Source organism: Streptomyces sp. MJM8645 (assembly GCF_001625365.1).
Taxonomy (GTDB): domain Bacteria; phylum Actinomycetota; class Actinomycetes; order Streptomycetales; family Streptomycetaceae; genus Kitasatospora.
The window spans coordinates 5,719,238-5,734,940 of the sequence record NZ_LJJF01000001.1 but is presented as its reverse complement, the minus strand read 5'-3'; the positions used below and the strand labels follow the sequence as shown (position 1 = coordinate 5,734,940).

Genomic DNA, 15,703 nt, shown 5'->3' with positions numbered 1-15,703 from the left:
AGAGCATGAGTCCAACAAGTGGCAGTGCCGGATAGATGAGGAAGTCTCATGGCGTCGGAGGTCAACCTGGCCCAGCTGAGGGCACTGGTCGCGGTCGCCGACACCGGGGGGTTCGGCGCGGCCGCCGACGAACTGGGCATCAGCCAGTCCGCCGTCTCGCACGCCGTCGCCGCGCTGGAGCGGACCCTCGGCGCGCCCGTCCTGCTGCGCGGCACCCCGGCCCGGCCCACTCCCCTGGGCGAGCAGATCCTCCCGCACGCCCGCACCGCCGTCGCCTCCGCCGCCGCCGTACGCGCCATCGCCACCCGGCACTCCGGCGGCCCCGTCGGCACCGTGCGGCTGGCCGCGCCGACCACCGTCTGCCAGGCGCTGCTCCCCGGGCTGCTCCGGGACTGGAAGGCCGCCTACCCGCAGGTCACCGTCCGGGTCTTCGAGGGCGAGGACGACGAGCTCGCCACCTGGCTGGAGGCGGGCACCGTCGACGCCGCCGTCCTGGTCGACCCCGGGCCGCTCCCGCCCGGGGCGGTCGCGCTCGGGGCCGACTCCATGCACGCGCTGCTGCGCCGCGACCACCCGCTCGCCGGACAGGAGGCCATCCACGTCGCCGACCTGGAGGACGACGACTTCCTGCTCTCCGAGGGCGGCTGTGAACGCCACATCCGCGAGGCCTTCCGCCGGGCCGGCACCCGCTTCACCCCCCGGCACCGCATCCGCGACCTCAACACGCTCATCGGCATGGTGCACGCGGGCGTCGGGGTCTCGGTGATGCCCGCGCTGGCGCTGACCATGCTCCCGGCCGACTGCGTGCTCGTCCCGATCCGGCCGGCCGTCCACCGCACGCTCACGCTCACCGGGCCGACCAGCCGGCCGTGGTCACCGGCGGTCGGCGGGCTGCTGGCGGCGGTGGGTGCCGCGCAGGGGGCGGGTGACGCCGCACGGGGAGTGGGGACCGGGGTCCGTGTGGCGGCGCGCGCCTGACGGGGAGCCCGTTCGGCGCCCGGCCCACCGCCGGCGCCGGGCCCGGCTTGACCATTTTGGGGTTGACCACCCTTCCTCGACAGGTCTATACCAGTGACAGCCTTCGGCAACTACCCCCTGCCAAAGGCCCGTTCGGTCTGCGCGCCACCCCCACCTCCGGCGTGAGCAGCCCCTCCCCCACTGCCGTCCCGCCTGGAAAGGCCCTCGATGGAACGCGCACTTCCCCCACACCCCGCCCCCCGGAACCCGCGCCGCCGCCCGCGCCGGGTCGCCGCCGCCGTGGCCGGGGTGCTCGGCCTGGTCGCCGGCGGTGTCGCCGCGCTCGCGAACACCGGCTCCGCCGCCGCCGACACCACGACCGGCCTCGGCAGCAACTGGTACGCCTCGGCGCCCTACCTGATGCCCGAGGACAACAGCCCGCCGGACGCCGCGGCGGTGATGGACGCCACCGGGCAGAAGGCCTTCCAGCTGGCGTTCATCCTGGCCCAGGGCAGCAGCTGTTCACCGGCCTGGGGCGGCACCTCCTCGATCGACACCGACACCACCATGCCCGGCGTCATCCAGACCATCCGCGGCAAGGGCGGGGACGTCTCGGTGTCGGTCGGCGGGTACGGCGGCACCAAGCTCGGCCAGGTCTGCGGCACGCCGGAGGCGACCGCCGCCGGGTACCAGAAGGTGATCACCAAGTACCAGTTGAAGGCGATCGACTTCGACCTGGAGGAGCCGGAGTACGAGAACACCGCGGCGATCCACAACGAGATCGGCGCCGCCCGGATCCTCCAGCAGAACAACCCCGGCCTCTACATCTCGATCACCACCGCCGGGACCAACGCGGGGACGGGCTGGTTCGGCACCCAGATGCTGAACGAGGCCAAGTCGCAGGGCTTCACGCCGAACAACTACTCGATCATGCCGTTCGACGGCGGGTTCAACGGCGCGGCCGCGCAGACCGACGCGCTGGTGAAGTTCAACCAGATCCTCCAGACCACCTTCGGCTGGTCCGAGGCGACGGCCTACGCCCACGAGGGCGTGTCGATGATGAACGGCCGCACCGACGCCGCCGAGTACTTCCGGCAGGCGGACTTCCAGGCCGTGCTGGACTTCGCCACCGCGCACAACCTGGCCCGGTACACCTACTGGTCGGTCAACCGGGACCGGCAGTGCACGGGCCCGGTGGACCCGGGGCTGTCCGGCTCCTGCTCCAGCGTGGCGCAGAACGACTGGGACTTCACCAAGTACACCGTGAAGTTCGCCGGGGCGACGCCGCCCACCACCCCGCCGACCACGCCTCCGACCACCCCGCCCACCACGCCGCCGACGACTCCCCCGACCACCCCCGGGGCCTGCGCCGACCCGGCGTGGAGCGCGAGCACCACGTACACCAGCGGCAGCAAGGTCTCGTACGGCGGCCACGAGTACCACGCCAAGTGGTGGACGCTGAACGAGGTGCCGAGCGCCAGCGGCCAGTGGGGCGTCTGGGGCGACGACGGCCCCTGCTGACGGGCTGACAGGTCGACGGGCCGACGCCCGGGGCCCGGGGATCTGCGCACCCCGGGCCCCCGGCAGGCCAGTTCGCGGCCGTGGTCAGTCCGCGGCCGTGAACCGCTCCCGCAGTTCGGCCAGCACCTGCGCCGCCTCCGGGAGGCCGGCGGCCTCGCAGCGGGCGATGCCCGCGGTCAGCCGGGCGACGGCCGCCCCGGTACGGCCGAGGTCGGCGCCCTCGATCAGCGCGGCCAGTCGGACGGCCTCGGCCCGGGACGTCCCGGCCCGCTCGTCGCCGCCCTCGTAGACCGCGATCGCCCGCTCGACCTCGGCCAGCGCCTCCTCGTGGCGCTCGGCCATGGCCAGGCAGCGCGCCCGCTCGTAGTGCGAACCGCCGCGCAGGTACCAGGGGTTGTACTCCTGACCGGTCTGCCCGGCGTGCTCCCCGGCGGCGTCCGCCTCGGCCAGCCGGGCCAGCGCCGAAGCCAGCCCCTCCGGGCCCTCGGCGTGCATGGTCAGCCGGGCGAACTCGCGTAGCGTCGCGGCCAGTTGGTCCACCTGGGGGGCCTGGGCGTGCGCCGCGAGGGCGCGGTCGAGGGCGGCCTTCGCGGCCTCCCAGCGGTCCGCCCGGGCCAGCGCCAGCGCGGCCTCGCAGGCGACCATGGTGTGGGTGTCCTGCTCCTCCCAGCCGGCGACGACGTCGGCCAGCCGCAGGTACTCCTCGGCGGCGTCCCGGTGCTCGTCCAGTTCGGTGAGGCCCCGGGCGAGGTCCAGCCGGGCCTGCGCGAGCATCCGAACGTCCAGCTCCGACGCGGCGGCGTCCAGCAGCACCGACTCCAGCACCGCGACGGCGTCGGCCGTGCGGTCGGCGGCACGCAGCACGTCGGCCAGCTGGAGACGGGCCTGCGCGGCGTCCTCGGCCGCCTCCCGGCCCTTGCGGTCGAAGCGCGCGGCCGCCTCGGTGAGCGCCCGGACCGCGCCGCCGCGGTCCCCGGCCCCCATGGCCGCGTGGCCGAGCATCAGGTAGGTGGGCGCGTACGGGTAGGAGTCGTCGCCCCAGCGGGCGGCCTCGGCGAGCGCCCGGTGGAACACCTCGACGGCCTCGGCGGGTTCGCCGCTCTGCAACAGCACCTGGCCCAGCAGGCCGAGCACCCGCGGGGTGTGCCAGGGCAGTTCGGCCGCGTCCAACTGGGCGAGCACCTCGCGCAGTTCGGCGGTGGCCTCGGCCAGCCGGCCCTGCCGGGCGGCCGCGTCGGCCAGGTACTGGCGGGAGGTGGCCGCGCGGCGGGCGGAGCCCAGCTCCACGGCGGTGCGGTGGTAGCCGCCGGCCGCCGCCTCGAAGCGCTCGACGGCCTCGGCGGGCGGCTCGGGCAGCGCCTCGACCAAGTCGTGGTGGGCCGCGTAGGCGCGGACCTGCCACACGATCAGGTGGTCGTCGTCGGCCATCGTGCCGGCGGCCCGCAGCTCCTCGGCCCGGCGCAGCACCTCGTCGAGCGCCGGCCAGTCGGCCACCGCGCCCTCGACGTCGCCGAGTTCCACGATCAGCGCGCGGGCCCGGGCCATCAGGGCCTGGCCGGGCAGCCCGGCCTGCTCGAACAGCTCGGCGGCGGCCAGCAGCCCGGCCCGGCCGTCGGCGTGCTCGTCCCGCTCCAGCGCCTGGTGGGCCCGCTGCTCGGCGAGTTCGGCGCGCAGCCGCCCGGGGCTGCCGACCGCGGTGCCCTCGGGGTGGGCGAAACCGTCGGCGGCGGCGCGTTCGGCGATCCGCCGCCAGAGCCGGTCGGCGTCCGGGTGCCCGACGAGCTCCAGCTCGCGGGCCCGGACCACCAGGGCGGTGAAGTCCTCCGGCTCCGGCTCGACGGCCCGGCGCGGTGCGGGCGCGAGGGCCGGGGCGGCGGCCAGCTCGGGCGCGGCGGCGGCGCGCACGCCGAGGGCCAGCGGCTCGGCCAGCAGCGGCTCGCGGGCCAGCCGGGCGCGCCGGTCGGCGCCGACCGCGTCGGTGCCGTTGCGGGCGTCGAAGCGGGCGGCGAGCGCGTCGGCCTCGGCGCGCACATGGGCGAGCAGGGTGTCCGCCGTCCAGGAGGTGCCGGGCGGGCCGCTGACGGCGAGCCCACCATGGCCGCCCCGGGCCAGGACGGCGAGCAGCACCTCGACGCCGGTGAGGAAGGACAGCAGCGCGGACGGCTCGCCGGCCACCGCGAACAGGTCGCGGTTCTCGGCGAGCAGTTCCAGGCCGCGCGGCTCGTTGCCGGACAGCGCGCAGAACTCGACGTGCCGGCCGACGGCGTGCGCCATCGAGGCCTTGCCGCGCGCGGCGCGGTAACCGGTCAGGTGGCTGGAGCGGGCCTCGTCCAGCCGGCCCCGGCGCAGCAGCGGGAGCAGGGCGGCGGCCTGGCTGAGGGCGGGCTCCTGCTCGCAACTACTCCGGCCGTCGAGGACCGGCTGCAGGACGTCCAGCGCCCGGGCGTCGTCGCCGGCGTCCACGAAGTGCTCGGCGCGCGCCCGGGTCTCGCAGGCGTGGCAGTCGCTCAGCTCGGAGCGCGGACGGGCCGTCCACAGCTCGTAGGCGTCCTGGCGGCCGCTGCCGGTCTGCGCGGCCAGGTGGTAGCGCTGGACATAGTACGGCTGGAGGTCGAAGCCGGCCGCCCGGTAGCGGTCGCGCAGTTCGGTGTGCCAGCGCCGCAGGGCCGGCAGCGGCACGTCCGGGTTGCCCAGGAGTGCGCCGGCCACCCACTTGAAACGCCAGAACACCTGCTGGCGGGCCCACTCGCCGAAGCCGTCCGGGTCGGCGTCCCACAGCTTGAGGAGGCGGGCGAAGACGACCGGGCTCTTGCCGCGCTCACCGTCGTACTCGTACGCCTCCATCAGCTCCAGCAGGGCCATCGAGCGCGCCCCGGTGTCGTCGAACTGCTCGGCGGCGTCGACGAGTTCCTCGGCCGCGACGGTCCGCTGGCGGCCGTAGGGGCGGGCGTCGTTCTCGCGCAGCGCGGCCATCACCGCATCGGGGGTGTCCAGCATCAGGCCTCCTTCGGGTCGGTGCGGTCCGGTCCGGCCGACTCGTGGCCGAGCATGGCGTGGTCGAGCAGGCTGATGAACGAGCGGTTGAGCAGGGCGCTCTCGCTGGCCTTGAGCGGGCGGCGGGTCATCAGCACGGCCTGCCCGTACAGCGCCTCGACGGCAGTGACGGCCAGCTCGCGGTTGGTGACCGTCGCGGCGCGGCGCACCAGCGGGTTGAGGTGGTTGAGCACCAGCTGGGCGCGGGGCGCCTCGGCGCGCAGCGAGCCCAGGATGTCCGCCCACAGGCCGTCGGCCTCCTCGGCGAGCTGGGCGCGGCTGCGCTCGTGCCGGGCCTCCCGGTTGTCCAGCAGCAGCGCGGGCGCGTTGGTCGGGTGGAAGCTGCGCAGGGCGACGTCGCAGTCGAAGCGGCCGACCACCTCGCGGGCGACGGCGAGGAAGGCGTTCGCGGCGAGCTCGGCGGCCGGGTCGACGGTGTCCAGGTGCGCGGTGACGGTGCCCGGGTCGAGGTCGGAGACCGAGACGCCGGGGCGGATCTCGGGCAGCCGGTGCACCAGGTCGCGGTCGTAGGTGTAGCCGCCGTTGACCACGCCGAGGCCGGCGGCGCCGGCGATCGGGGCGACCTGGCGGAACTCCTCGACGGTGCGGGTCACCAGCACCACCGGGTGGCTGCGGGTGAACTCGTCCAGGGTGACGTTGCCGTCGGTGGTCTCGAACGGCAGCCACGGCAGCATCATCCGCAGCAACTCGTCGTCGTAACGGGCGAGTTCCTTGACGGCCAGGTGGTGCACGGACAGGAAGCGGTGCAGCAGCGCCGGATCGCTCGCGGACAGGCCGGTCAGCCAGTCGCGGATCCGGACGCCCAGCGCGTCGCGGACGGCGGCCAGCGTCTCGTCCGCGTACAGGCCCTCGCGGGAAGCGGTCGGGCGCAGGCCGTCGGTGTCCACCACGCAGCGGACGAAGAACGCCCAGTCCGGCAGCAGCTCGTCGGCCTGGTCGGACAACAGCATGCCCTTGAGGTGCACCCGGTGGCCCGAACGGCGGGACGGCGGGGCCGCGTCCGGCAGCACGTAGGCGACGCCGCGCAGGCCGACCAGCGGCAGGTCCAGGTCGATGGTGTCGAGCGGGGCGAAGTCGAAGGCGGCGCGGCAGTACTCCGTCAGCGCGTCGCGCCGGGCCAGCGGCGAGCCGTGCCGCTCGGCCCACGGCGGGGTGCGGTTCACCCGGTGCTCGGTGCCGTTCGCGTCCACCACCGTGACGTCGTGGCGCAGCAGGCTGCCGAAGTCCCGGGCCAGCGCGAGGACGCGGCCCGACCGCGTCCACTCGACGGCGTCGGCGCGCGGGACCAGCGTCACGGTGGTGCCCGGCTCCGGCTTGGCCGCGGCGGGCAGGGTGCGGATCGTGTAGCGGCCGTCGGAGCCGCCGCGCCACTCGATCACCGGCGCGTCCGGCGTGGCGGCGGAGCGGGTCACCACGGTGATCTCGTCGGCGACCACGAAGCAGGCCAGCAGGCCGATGCCGAACTGGCCGATGAAGTCGCCGCGGGCCTGGGCCAGCCCGGCGCCGTCCAGCCGGCCGTCGGCGTCGCGCTTCGAACTGCGGCCGATGGTGGCGAGGAAGGTGTGGACGTCCGCCTCGGTCAGGCCGACGCCGGTGTCGGTGACGCTCAGCTCGTCGTCGGCGCGCACGACGATCCGGGCCGGCGCCTGCGGATCGAGGGCGCGGCGGGCGGAGATCGCGTCCACCGCGTTCTGCAGCAACTCGCGCAGGTACACCCGCGGGCTGGAGTAGAGGTGGTGGGAGAGCAGGTCCACCAGGCCGCGCAGGTCCACCTGGAAGGTGTGCGCGCTCGCCGCGTTGTCGGGCGTCGGGTTCTCGGATGGGGACACCGGGGGCTCTTTCGATCGCGGGGCGGGTGATGGAGGTTCTGGACGGGCCGGGGGCGTCAGTACGCGCAGCGGTCCCGGTGGGAGGCGAACGCCTTGAGCGGATCACCGGACAGGAAGTGCCAGGGCGACTCGGTGACGGCGCCGTCCAAGGCCTCGAACAGCAGGCGCGCCGTCTTGCGCTGGCCGGCCAGCGAGAAGGCCATCGCGAAGGCGTTGAAGGAACCCTGCCAACCACGCACCGGCGTGAAGTCCGGGTGCAGCACGGAGCGGAAGGCCGCCTCCTGCAAGTCGGCCACCACCTCCGCACTGGCCAGGTAGGCGCGGTCCTCACCGTCCGGGAGGTCCAGCCAGCGCTCCAGGTGCGCCAGCACCACCAGCTCGCCGAGCTGGCTGCCCTCCGGCGCCGCGAGCATCGAGGAACGGGCGAAAGCGTGCATCTCCTCGTGCGAGCCGCCCCACTTGGCACACAGCTGCTGGAGGCGCTGGCGGTGCGAGGCCGGATGCCCGGGAGCACGGCGCACGGCGGCCTCGAAGCGGCAGGTCGCGACCTCCGCCGGGAGCGAGGCACCGCGGGCGCTGATCTGCAGGAAGTACCAGGGGGCGAGCCAGGAGGGCTCGCGCTCGGCGACCTCCAGCAGCTGCTCCTCGGCGATGTCCAGCCGCTCATGGAACACCTGCCACTGCTTCTCGGACACGTGCTTCGCCCGGGCGCCCGTCCGGGCCTCCCAGGCCCAGGTGACGTGCCGGGCACCGGACAGCAGCAGCGCCAGCGCGTCCTCGGGCCGGTCGGCGAGGGCCCGGGCCGTCCACTCCTCGACCCGGGGCACCTCCGCGATCGCACCGACCCGCCCGGTCAGATCGGCGCCGTCCCCGACGGCGGCCAGCGCGGGGCCCAGGGCCGCCCAGTCACCGGCTGCGGCCTGGCCGAGCATCAGGCGCAGCGACTCGTCCCCGAGCGCCGGATCCAGCCGCGGCGCCGCAACGGCCGCCACGGGCGTGGACCCGACGGCCCGCCGCACCCTCCCAAGCCAGCCCGCCCCGCTCTGCGCGGCCTCCTCGCCGGAGCGGCGTCGGAACAGCGGCATGTGTGGCCCCCTCGAACATCATCGGCATCTTTCGCATGGCCGCACGACGGCCACCCCAGATGAGTAGATATCACGGCCGACCGACATCCGTTTCCCCAGCCCAGGGGCCGTCCCGGTCCGGCACGTGCGGGGACCGCCCCACGGCCCGCCGACCGGGGCGGACGACCGGGGCTGACGGCCGGAACGCGGGCACGTCGAACGAGCGGCGACGCTGTCCGGTCCGACGCCGAAACGCAGCGGGCCCCGGCGCCTCCTCGGCCCGGGGCTTCGCTTCGCTTCGCGTACGCGGCGGCCGTCAGGCCAGTCCGAGCCCGGCGTCCGGGGTCTTGCCCGCCTGGGCCTGCTCGATCCGCTTGACCAGCATCACCCCGAACCGCCGGGCGGCAGCCACGTCGGCCGGCCCGCCCTCGGTGGTCACGCTGGCGACGACGGTGCCAGAGCGCAGCACGATGCCGATGCCCTCGCTCTCGCCCAGCTGACCCTGGAAGGCCTGGCTCTCGCTGCCCAGCACCGGGGAGTCGACCTTGCGGAACGGCCCGGCTCCGTAGGAGGCGTAGGACTCCTTGAGCTTGCCCTTGGCGGCGTCGCGGTTCGGCAGCGTCTCGACGATGAAGCGGGCGACCACATCCCCCGAGGAGAACCGGACGGAACCGCTGAGCGGCTTGCCGGTGCACGGCACCGCCGCGGTGCAGGTGGTGGCGTGGTCGATGGTGTCGACCTTGCGCTTCTCCTCCTCCCAGCCCGCCATCGCCTTCGCGTCCGGCAGCACCTGCCCGACGAGCTTGTCGTCCAGCAGCACCGCCTCCAGGTCCGCCCCGGGCGTCGCCGCCCCGGCCGGCGGAGCAGAGGCCCCGGCGCCACCGCTTCCGGTCGCAGGCGGCGGCGCCGAGGCCGAGCCCGCAGCCGCACCCGCCCCCGTCGCGGCGGCAGGCGCGGACGCCGAGGCGGAGACCGAAGCCCCTGCACCGGTCTCACCACCCGCCGGACCCGTCGCACTCGCCACCGCACTCGCCGCCCCCGCCGCACCCTTGGCCGCATCGGAGCCCGCCGGGGAACTCCCCGCAGAACCCGCCGAGCACCCGGCCAGCACCCCCGTCAGCACCCCGGCCGCCACCGCGGCAGCCACCCTCCGACCAGCCATCCCCATCCCCATCGCCCACTCCTCCGGATGTCCGTGACCCATCAAGATAGCCGCCGCCCCCGGCCCGCCCGCGCCCGGGTGCACCCGGGCCGATCAAGGACGGAGCGGGGGCGGGAACGGCGGCGGGGCGGTGACCGTACTGGTCACCGCCCCGCCGCCGGAACTGCCGGGACTACCTGAACTACCGGAGGATCAGACCGCCGGGGCCGGGTAGGTCGGGAACTCGACGCCCGAGACGTACTGGACGACCCGGATGACCTGGCAGGAGTAGCCGAACTCGTTGTCGTACCACAGGTAGAGGATCGCGTTGTCGCCCTCGACCTTGGTGGCGCCGGCGTCGACGATCGAGGCGTGGCGCGAGCCGATGAAGTCGCTGGAGACCGCGTCGGGGGAGTCGGTGAAGTCGATCTGACGCTTCAGCGGCGAGGTCAACGAGACGTTGCGCAGGTAGTCGAGGACCTCCTCGCGGTTGGTCTCGCGGGCCAGCTGCAGGTTGAGGATGGCGATCGAGACGTCCGGCACGGGGACGCGGATCGAGCTGCCGGTGATCTTCGCCTGGAGGTCCGGCAGGGCCTTGGCGACGGCCGAGGCGGCGCCGGTCTCGGTGATCACCATGTTGAGCGGTGCCGAGCGGCCGCGACGGTCGGCCTTGTGGTAGTTGTCCAGCAGGTTCTGGTCGTTGGTGAACGAGTGGACGGTCTCCACGTGCCCGCGCAGCACGCCGTACTCGTCGTCCATCGCCTTCAGCGGCGGGACGATGGCGTTGGTGGTGCAGGAGGCGCAGGACAGGATCTGCTCGTCGGGCTTGATCGTGTCGTGGTTGACGCCGTGGACGATGTTCGGGACGTCGCCCTTGCCCGGCGCGGTCAGCACGACCTTGGCGATGCCGGGGCGCAGGTGCTTGGACAGGCCCTCCCGGTCGCGCCAGCGGCCGGTGTTGTCGATCAGGATGGCGTCCTTGATCCCGTACTCCGTGTAGTCGACCTTGGTCGGGTCGTCGGAGTAGATCACGGTGATCTCGTTGCCGTTGGCGATGATCTTGTTGTTCGCCTCGTCGACGGTGATCGTGCCCTGGAACTGGCCGTGGATCGAGTCCCGGCGCAGCAGCGAGGCGCGCTTGACCAGGTCGTCTCCGCCGCTGTCGCGCACGACGATGGCCTTCAGGCGCAGGCCGTTGCCGGAGGCCTTCTCGATCAGCAGGCGGGCGACCAGGCGGCCGATCCGGCCGAAGCCGTAGAGGACGACGTCGCGGGCGTCGCGGCGCTCCAGCTTGTTCTCGCCGGTGGCGCCGGAGACGGCCTGGGCGGTGAACTCCTCGACCGACAGGCCGTGGTCGTCGGCCCGGTAGGTCGCGGCGAGCATGCCGATGTCGATCTGCGAGGGGCCGAGGTCCAGGGTGGTCAGCGCACTCAGGAAGGGCATCGTCTCGGTGACCGAGAGCTCGGCGCCGGCTATCTGGCGGGCGAAGCGGTGCGTCTTCAGGATGCTGACCACCGACTTGTTCACCAGGGACCTGCTGTGCAGCAGGACGGTCACGTCCCGCTCGCGGTGCAGTCGCCCGATGATCGGGATCATCGACTCCGCGATCTCCTCGCGGTTCTTCCAGTCCGTGAACACGTCGTCGTTGACAGTCACAAGTCCATCTTTCGAGCTGAGGGTGTTGCGCACATGGTAGCTTCGCCCGCCCCCGCCCCTTCCGCCGGTCCCTCTCCCCGCCCGCCCGACCGCGCCCCGCCCGCACCGCCCGGACCTGCGGCTTCGTCCCGGCCGGGGCCCACCGCCCCGCCGCCCACCCACCGCGAAGGTGATCACCGCCACCCCCGGGGCCGGTCGCGGAGGCCTCGCCCGTGCCGGATTTGCCGGGGGTGCGGGGTGGTGGGGTAATGGAAGCGACCTGTGCTTGAGCGTTCCGCGAACGACCCGGGAGCAGCCATGACAGACGGTCCCGAGCCCATCAGTGCCGAGGCCCTGCGCGCCGTGCAGGAGGAGTTGGCCGAGCTGCGCGCCGAGCGGGCGAAAGTGGTGGGGACGCTGCGCGGGGAGGACGTGGGCGACCGGGCGGACGCTGCGGACGAGTTGCAGCGGGCCGACGACGTCGCCCGGCTGGACGAGCGGATCGCCGAGCTGGAGGCCCGGGTCCGCGAGGGGGCCGCCGCCGGGCCGCCGTCCACGGAGGTGGTGGGGGTGGGCTCCACGGTCACCGTGCGGTTCGCGGACGGGGTGGAGGAGACCGTCGAGGTGGCGGAGCTCGCCGAGGTGCGGGAGGAGACCCTGGTGACCGCCGACAGCCCGCTCGGGCGGGCGCTGCTCGGGCGGCACGCCGGGGAGACCGTGAACTACGAGGCGCCGAACGGCGCGGCGAGCGCGGTCGTGCTGTCGGTCGGCGGACGGCGGGCTTCGTGAGCTCCCCCGACGACCCCCAGCAGGAGCCCGCCCGGGACGAGCCGGCCGTGGGCCCCGACCCCGTCGGGCCGCCGCAGTTCGCGCCGTACCACCACCCGGCCGCCGGCTGGGGTGCCGCGAAGAGCGTGACGCGCTTCCTGGTCAAGGAGGGCGCGTACGTGGACGGGCCCCGGGCGATCATGCGGATGAACCACGAGAGCGGCGGCTTCGACTGCCCCGGGTGCGCCTGGCCGGACGACACCAAGGGCCTGCACCTGGACATCTGCGAGAACGGCATCAAGCACGTCACCTGGGAGATGACCCGCAAGCGGGTCGGCCGCGACTTCTTCGCCGCCCACTCGGTGACCGAGCTGTCCGGGTGGAGCGACTTCGCGCTGGAGGACCAGGGCCGCCTCACCGGGCCGATGGTGTACGACGCCGGCTCGGACCATTACGTCCCGATCAGCTGGAAGGACGCCTTCGAGCTGGTCGGCCGCACCCTGCGCGAGCTGGACGACCCGAACCGGGCCGCCTTCTACACCTCCGGCCGGCTCGGCAACGAGGCCACCTTCCTCTACCAGCTGATGGCCCGCGAACTGGGCACCAACAACCTGCCGGACTGCTCCAACATGTGCCACGAGGCCAGCGGACGCGCGCTCCAGGCCTCGCTGGGCACCGGGAAGGGCACGGTCGACCTCAAGGACTGGGAGGTCACCGACGCGCTGTTCATCATGGGCGTCAACGCCGCCTCCAACGCGCCCCGGATGCTCACCGCCCTCGCCGACGCGCACCGCCGCGGCGCGCAGATCGTACACATCAACCCGCTGATCGAGGCGGCCGCCACCCGCACCATCGTCCCGCACGAGTTCGTGGACATGGCGCTGTTCAAGTCCACGAAGACCAGCACGCTGAACCTCCAGCCGCGCATCGGCGGCGACATGGCACTGGTGCGCGGCATGGCCAAGGCGATCCTGGAGCAGGCCACGGCCGACCCCCAGGCCCTGGACCGGCAGTTCATCGAGCGCCACACCACCGGGTTCGAGGCCTACCGCGCGCTGTGCGGGGCCACGCCCTGGGAGGAGATCGAGCGGCAGAGCGGGCTCGGCCGGGCCGAGGTCCTCAAGGCCGCCCGGGTCTACCGCGACGCCGACCGCTCCATCGTCAGCTGGTGCCTGGGCGTCACCCAGCACGAGCACGGCGTGGACACCGTGCGGGAGATCGTCAACCTCCTGCTGCTGCGCGGCAACCTGGGCCGCGAGGGCGCCGGCCCGTCGCCGGTGCGCGGGCACAGCAACGTCCAGGGCAACCGCACCTGCGGCATCGACCACCGCCCCTCACCCGAGTTCCTGGACCGCCTCGCCGAGGCCTGCGGGATCGACCCGCCGCGCGCGCACGGCCTGGACACCGTCTCCGCCGTCGAGGCGATGCGGCGCGGCGAGGTGACGGTCTTCGTCGCCATGGGCGGCAACTTCGCGCTCGCCGCGCCCGACACGCCTTACACCTACGAGGCGTTGCGCGGCTGCGAGTTGACCGTCCAGGTGAGCACCAAGCTGAACCGCAGCCACCTGGTGCACGGCCGCCGGGCGCTGATCCTGCCGTGCCTGGGCCGCACCGAGAAGGACCACCAGCGCGGCGGGGTGCAGAGCACCTCGGTCGAGGACTCGATGAGCATGGTGCACCTGTCCGTCGGCATGAAGCGCCCGGCCTCCCCGCACCTGCTGTCCGAGCCCGCCATCGTCGCCGGGATGGCCCGCGCGGCGCTGCCGGACAGCGGGACACCGTGGGAGTGGTACATCGAGGACTACGACCGCATCCGCGACACCATGTCCCGGGCCCTGGACGGCTTCGAGGACTTCAACCGCCGGGTGCGGCTGCCGCTCGGGTTCCGGATCAAGCAGCCGGCCCGCGAACTGGTCTTCCTCACCCCCTCCGGGCGGGCCGAGTTCTCCACCGCCCCGCTGCCCGACGTCGTTCCCGCCCCGGGCACCCTGGCGCTGGGCACCATGCGCTCCCACGACCAGTGGAACACCACCATCTACTCCGACAACGACCGCTACCGGGGCGTGCGGAACCTGCGCACGCTGGTCTTCCTGAACACCGACGACATGCGCGAGCGCGGCATCGCCGAGCTCGACCCGGTCGACATCACCAGCACCGCGAAGGACGGCAGCACCCGCACGCTGAACGGCTATCTCGCGATCCCGTACGACATCCCGCGGGGCTGCGCGGCGGGCTACATGCCCGAGATGAACGTGCTGTGCGCGATCGGCGACTACAGCACCCAGAGCGACCAGCCGATCATGAAGCACCTCAAGGTCACCGTCACCAAGGCGTAGGAGGCGTAGGGATCAGGCGTGGCGCCTACGCCGACGACTACGTCTACTCCGACGGCTGCGGCGTCCAGCGGTGCAGGCCCTTGCGGTCGTAGTACCGGGTCATCCCGAAGCCGAAGGCCAGGGCGAGCACCACGCCGACCGCGATCATGGTCCAGCCCCGGGCCAGGCCCGCGTCCGCCCGGGCGTCGAAGAACAGGATCGCCCGGATGCCGTCGCTGAGCTGGCGCATCGGCTCGAAGACGCTGAGGAAGCGGTAGAAGCCGGGCACCGCCTGGAGCGGGATGGTCGCCCCCGAGGAGGGCAGCGCCAGCGCGATGAAGACGAACATGGACACCAGCTGCCCGATCCCGCCGAACGCCGCGTTGATCGCCTGGACCCCGAGGCCGACGGCGAGGCTGGCGCAGTAGGCGAAGACCCAGAGCAGCGCCTGGTGCGGGGCGTCCATGCCGAGGACGGTGACCGAGCAGAGCATCACCAGGGTGGTGGTGAGCAGCATGATGCCGGCCGTCATGACCATCTTCAGCAGCAGGGTCTGGGTGCGGGTGATCGGGACGGTCGGGCGCCGGGTGTGCCAGGGGCCGAGCTCGCTGTCGCTGTAGCCGAGCGCGGTGTCGACGCCGTTGTGGATGATGTTGCCGCCGATGAAGCCGGTCAGCACGGCCAGCAGGGTGTAGTAGAAGGCGCTCAGGCCGAGCCCGCTGTGGGTGCCGATCGGGTGGCCGACCCGGGTGGTGACGGCGAGCGGGTCGGCGAGCAGCAGCCGCGCGGTGGCGTTGGCGCCCGTGCCGGAGCCGGAGCCGGCGGGACCGGCCGGCGGCGCGGCGGCGGTCAGCTCCTTGCCGAGCGCCAGCGAGGCCTGGTGGGCGGCGGACTGGGTGATCTGGGAGGCCAGCGAGGAGCCGAGGCTGCCGAGGCCGGGGTTGGTCAGCACCGTCAGGGTGGGCCGTTCGGTGGCCCGGCCGGTGGTCAGTGCCGCCACGTCGGCGGTGAACGCCTGCGGGACGAGCAGCGCGCCGTAGACCTTCCCGGTGGAGAGCAGGTCCATCGCCTCGGCCTGGTCGACCTGGCGCCAGTCGACGGTGCTGCCGGGCGTCCCGGCGACGATCTCCCGGGTGAGCCGCGCGCCCAGGCTCTCCGTCCGGCCCGGCGGCGGCGGGCCCTGATCCGCGTTCACCAGGGCGATCGGGAGCCGGTGCAGGTGCCCGGTCGGGTTGAGGATGCCGCCCATGTAGAGCAGCGAGAGCACCACGGCCAGCAGGCCGCACAGGATGCTCGGAACGAGCCACAGCTTCGCGTGGCGGGCGAGCACGAGGGCCCGCGCCTGCCGGGGACCGTCCTGGGAGCCTGCGGACGCCATGCCACCCCTCGGATTCGGGCGCAACCTGGTGCTGCTGCCGA

Annotated in this window: 11 protein-coding genes; 5 read left to right on the top strand and 6 right to left on the bottom strand. The window is 73.7% G+C overall.

All coding sequences use genetic code 11. The features are described from left to right. Positions 1-48 precede the first annotated feature (48 nt). Both A6F73_RS24435 and A6F73_RS42555 read left to right on the top strand, forming a co-directional pair. Positions 49-978: a LysR family transcriptional regulator substrate-binding protein gene (locus tag A6F73_RS24435; RefSeq protein ID WP_063349749.1), complete on the top strand. Its 930-nt coding sequence runs from the start codon at positions 49-51 to the stop codon at positions 976-978. Positions 979-1,185: 207 nt separating this feature from the next. Continuing rightward, positions 1,186-2,478, top strand: coding sequence for a carbohydrate-binding protein (locus A6F73_RS42555; protein WP_079135961.1), 1,293 nt, complete (start codon positions 1,186-1,188; stop codon positions 2,476-2,478). 84 nt (positions 2,479-2,562) lie between these two features. Here the strand turns inward: A6F73_RS42555 and A6F73_RS24425 are convergent, their stop codons facing one another. The 4 genes from A6F73_RS24425 to A6F73_RS24410 all read right to left on the bottom strand — a co-directional run bounded on the left by A6F73_RS24425 (position 2,563) and on the right by A6F73_RS24410 (position 9,245). Continuing rightward, a complete protein-coding gene (locus A6F73_RS24425; protein ID WP_063349748.1) occupies positions 2,563-5,475 on the bottom strand; it encodes a hypothetical protein in 2,913 nt (970 codons plus the stop codon). Then, positions 5,475-7,361, bottom strand: a complete 1,887-nt coding sequence (locus A6F73_RS24420; protein ID WP_063349747.1) for an HSP90 family protein — start codon at positions 7,359-7,361, stop codon at positions 5,475-5,477. Before A6F73_RS24420 ends, A6F73_RS24425 begins: the two co-directional genes overlap by 1 nt. Positions 7,362-7,417: 56 nt before the next feature. Further along, a complete protein-coding gene (locus tag A6F73_RS24415) occupies positions 7,418-8,446 on the bottom strand; it encodes a hypothetical protein (RefSeq protein ID WP_244293485.1) in 1,029 nt (342 codons plus the stop codon). 295 nt (positions 8,447-8,741) lie between these two features. After that, a complete protein-coding gene (locus tag A6F73_RS24410; RefSeq protein WP_063349746.1) occupies positions 8,742-9,245 on the bottom strand; it encodes a hypothetical protein in 504 nt (167 codons plus the stop codon). On the opposite strand from A6F73_RS24410, the gene A6F73_RS41645 reads away from it, so the two are divergent. Next, on the top strand, positions 9,229-9,624 hold the full coding sequence (locus tag A6F73_RS41645) for a hypothetical protein (RefSeq protein ID WP_159398538.1): 396 nt from the start codon (positions 9,229-9,231) through the stop codon (positions 9,622-9,624). The genes A6F73_RS24410 and A6F73_RS41645 overlap by 17 nt on opposite strands. A 155-nt stretch (positions 9,625-9,779) precedes the next feature. Here the strand turns inward: A6F73_RS41645 and A6F73_RS24405 are convergent, their stop codons facing one another. Then, positions 9,780-11,222: a glyceraldehyde-3-phosphate dehydrogenase gene (locus tag A6F73_RS24405; protein ID WP_063349745.1), complete on the bottom strand. Its 1,443-nt coding sequence runs from the start codon at positions 11,220-11,222 to the stop codon at positions 9,780-9,782. Positions 11,223-11,519: 297 nt separating this feature from the next. Here A6F73_RS24405 and A6F73_RS24400 point away from each other — a divergent pair, with 297 nt between their 5' ends. Continuing rightward, positions 11,520-11,990, top strand: a complete 471-nt coding sequence (locus A6F73_RS24400; protein ID WP_063349744.1) for a GreA/GreB family elongation factor — start codon at positions 11,520-11,522, stop codon at positions 11,988-11,990. Beyond that, positions 11,987-14,305, top strand: coding sequence for an FdhF/YdeP family oxidoreductase (locus A6F73_RS24395; RefSeq protein ID WP_063349743.1), 2,319 nt, complete (start codon positions 11,987-11,989; stop codon positions 14,303-14,305). The genes A6F73_RS24400 and A6F73_RS24395 overlap by 4 nt, the downstream gene beginning before the upstream one ends. A 43-nt stretch (positions 14,306-14,348) precedes the next feature. Here A6F73_RS24395 and A6F73_RS24390 read toward each other — a convergent pair whose 3' ends face one another. Next, positions 14,349-15,662, bottom strand: coding sequence for a DUF3533 domain-containing protein (locus tag A6F73_RS24390; protein ID WP_063349742.1), 1,314 nt, complete (start codon positions 15,660-15,662; stop codon positions 14,349-14,351). Positions 15,663-15,703: the final 41 nt, after the last annotated feature.

Excerpts from the sequence above, each read along its gene's own strand:
- A6F73_RS24435 (WP_063349749.1), top strand. The coding sequence starts at position 49 with ATGGCGTCGGAGGTCAACCTGGCCCAGCTGAGGGCACTGGTCGCGGTC.
- A6F73_RS42555 (WP_079135961.1), top strand. The coding sequence starts at position 1,186 with ATGGAACGCGCACTTCCCCCACACCCCGCCCCCCGGAACCCGCGCCGC.
- A6F73_RS24425 (WP_063349748.1), bottom strand. The coding sequence starts at position 5,475 with ATGCTGGACACCCCCGATGCGGTGATGGCCGCGCTGCGCGAGAACGAC.
- A6F73_RS24415 (WP_244293485.1), bottom strand. The coding sequence starts at position 8,446 with ATGCCGCTGTTCCGACGCCGCTCCGGCGAGGAGGCCGCGCAGAGCGGG.
- A6F73_RS24400 (WP_063349744.1), top strand. The coding sequence starts at position 11,520 with ATGACAGACGGTCCCGAGCCCATCAGTGCCGAGGCCCTGCGCGCCGTG.
- A6F73_RS24390 (WP_063349742.1), bottom strand. The coding sequence starts at position 15,662 with ATGGCGTCCGCAGGCTCCCAGGACGGTCCCCGGCAGGCGCGGGCCCTC.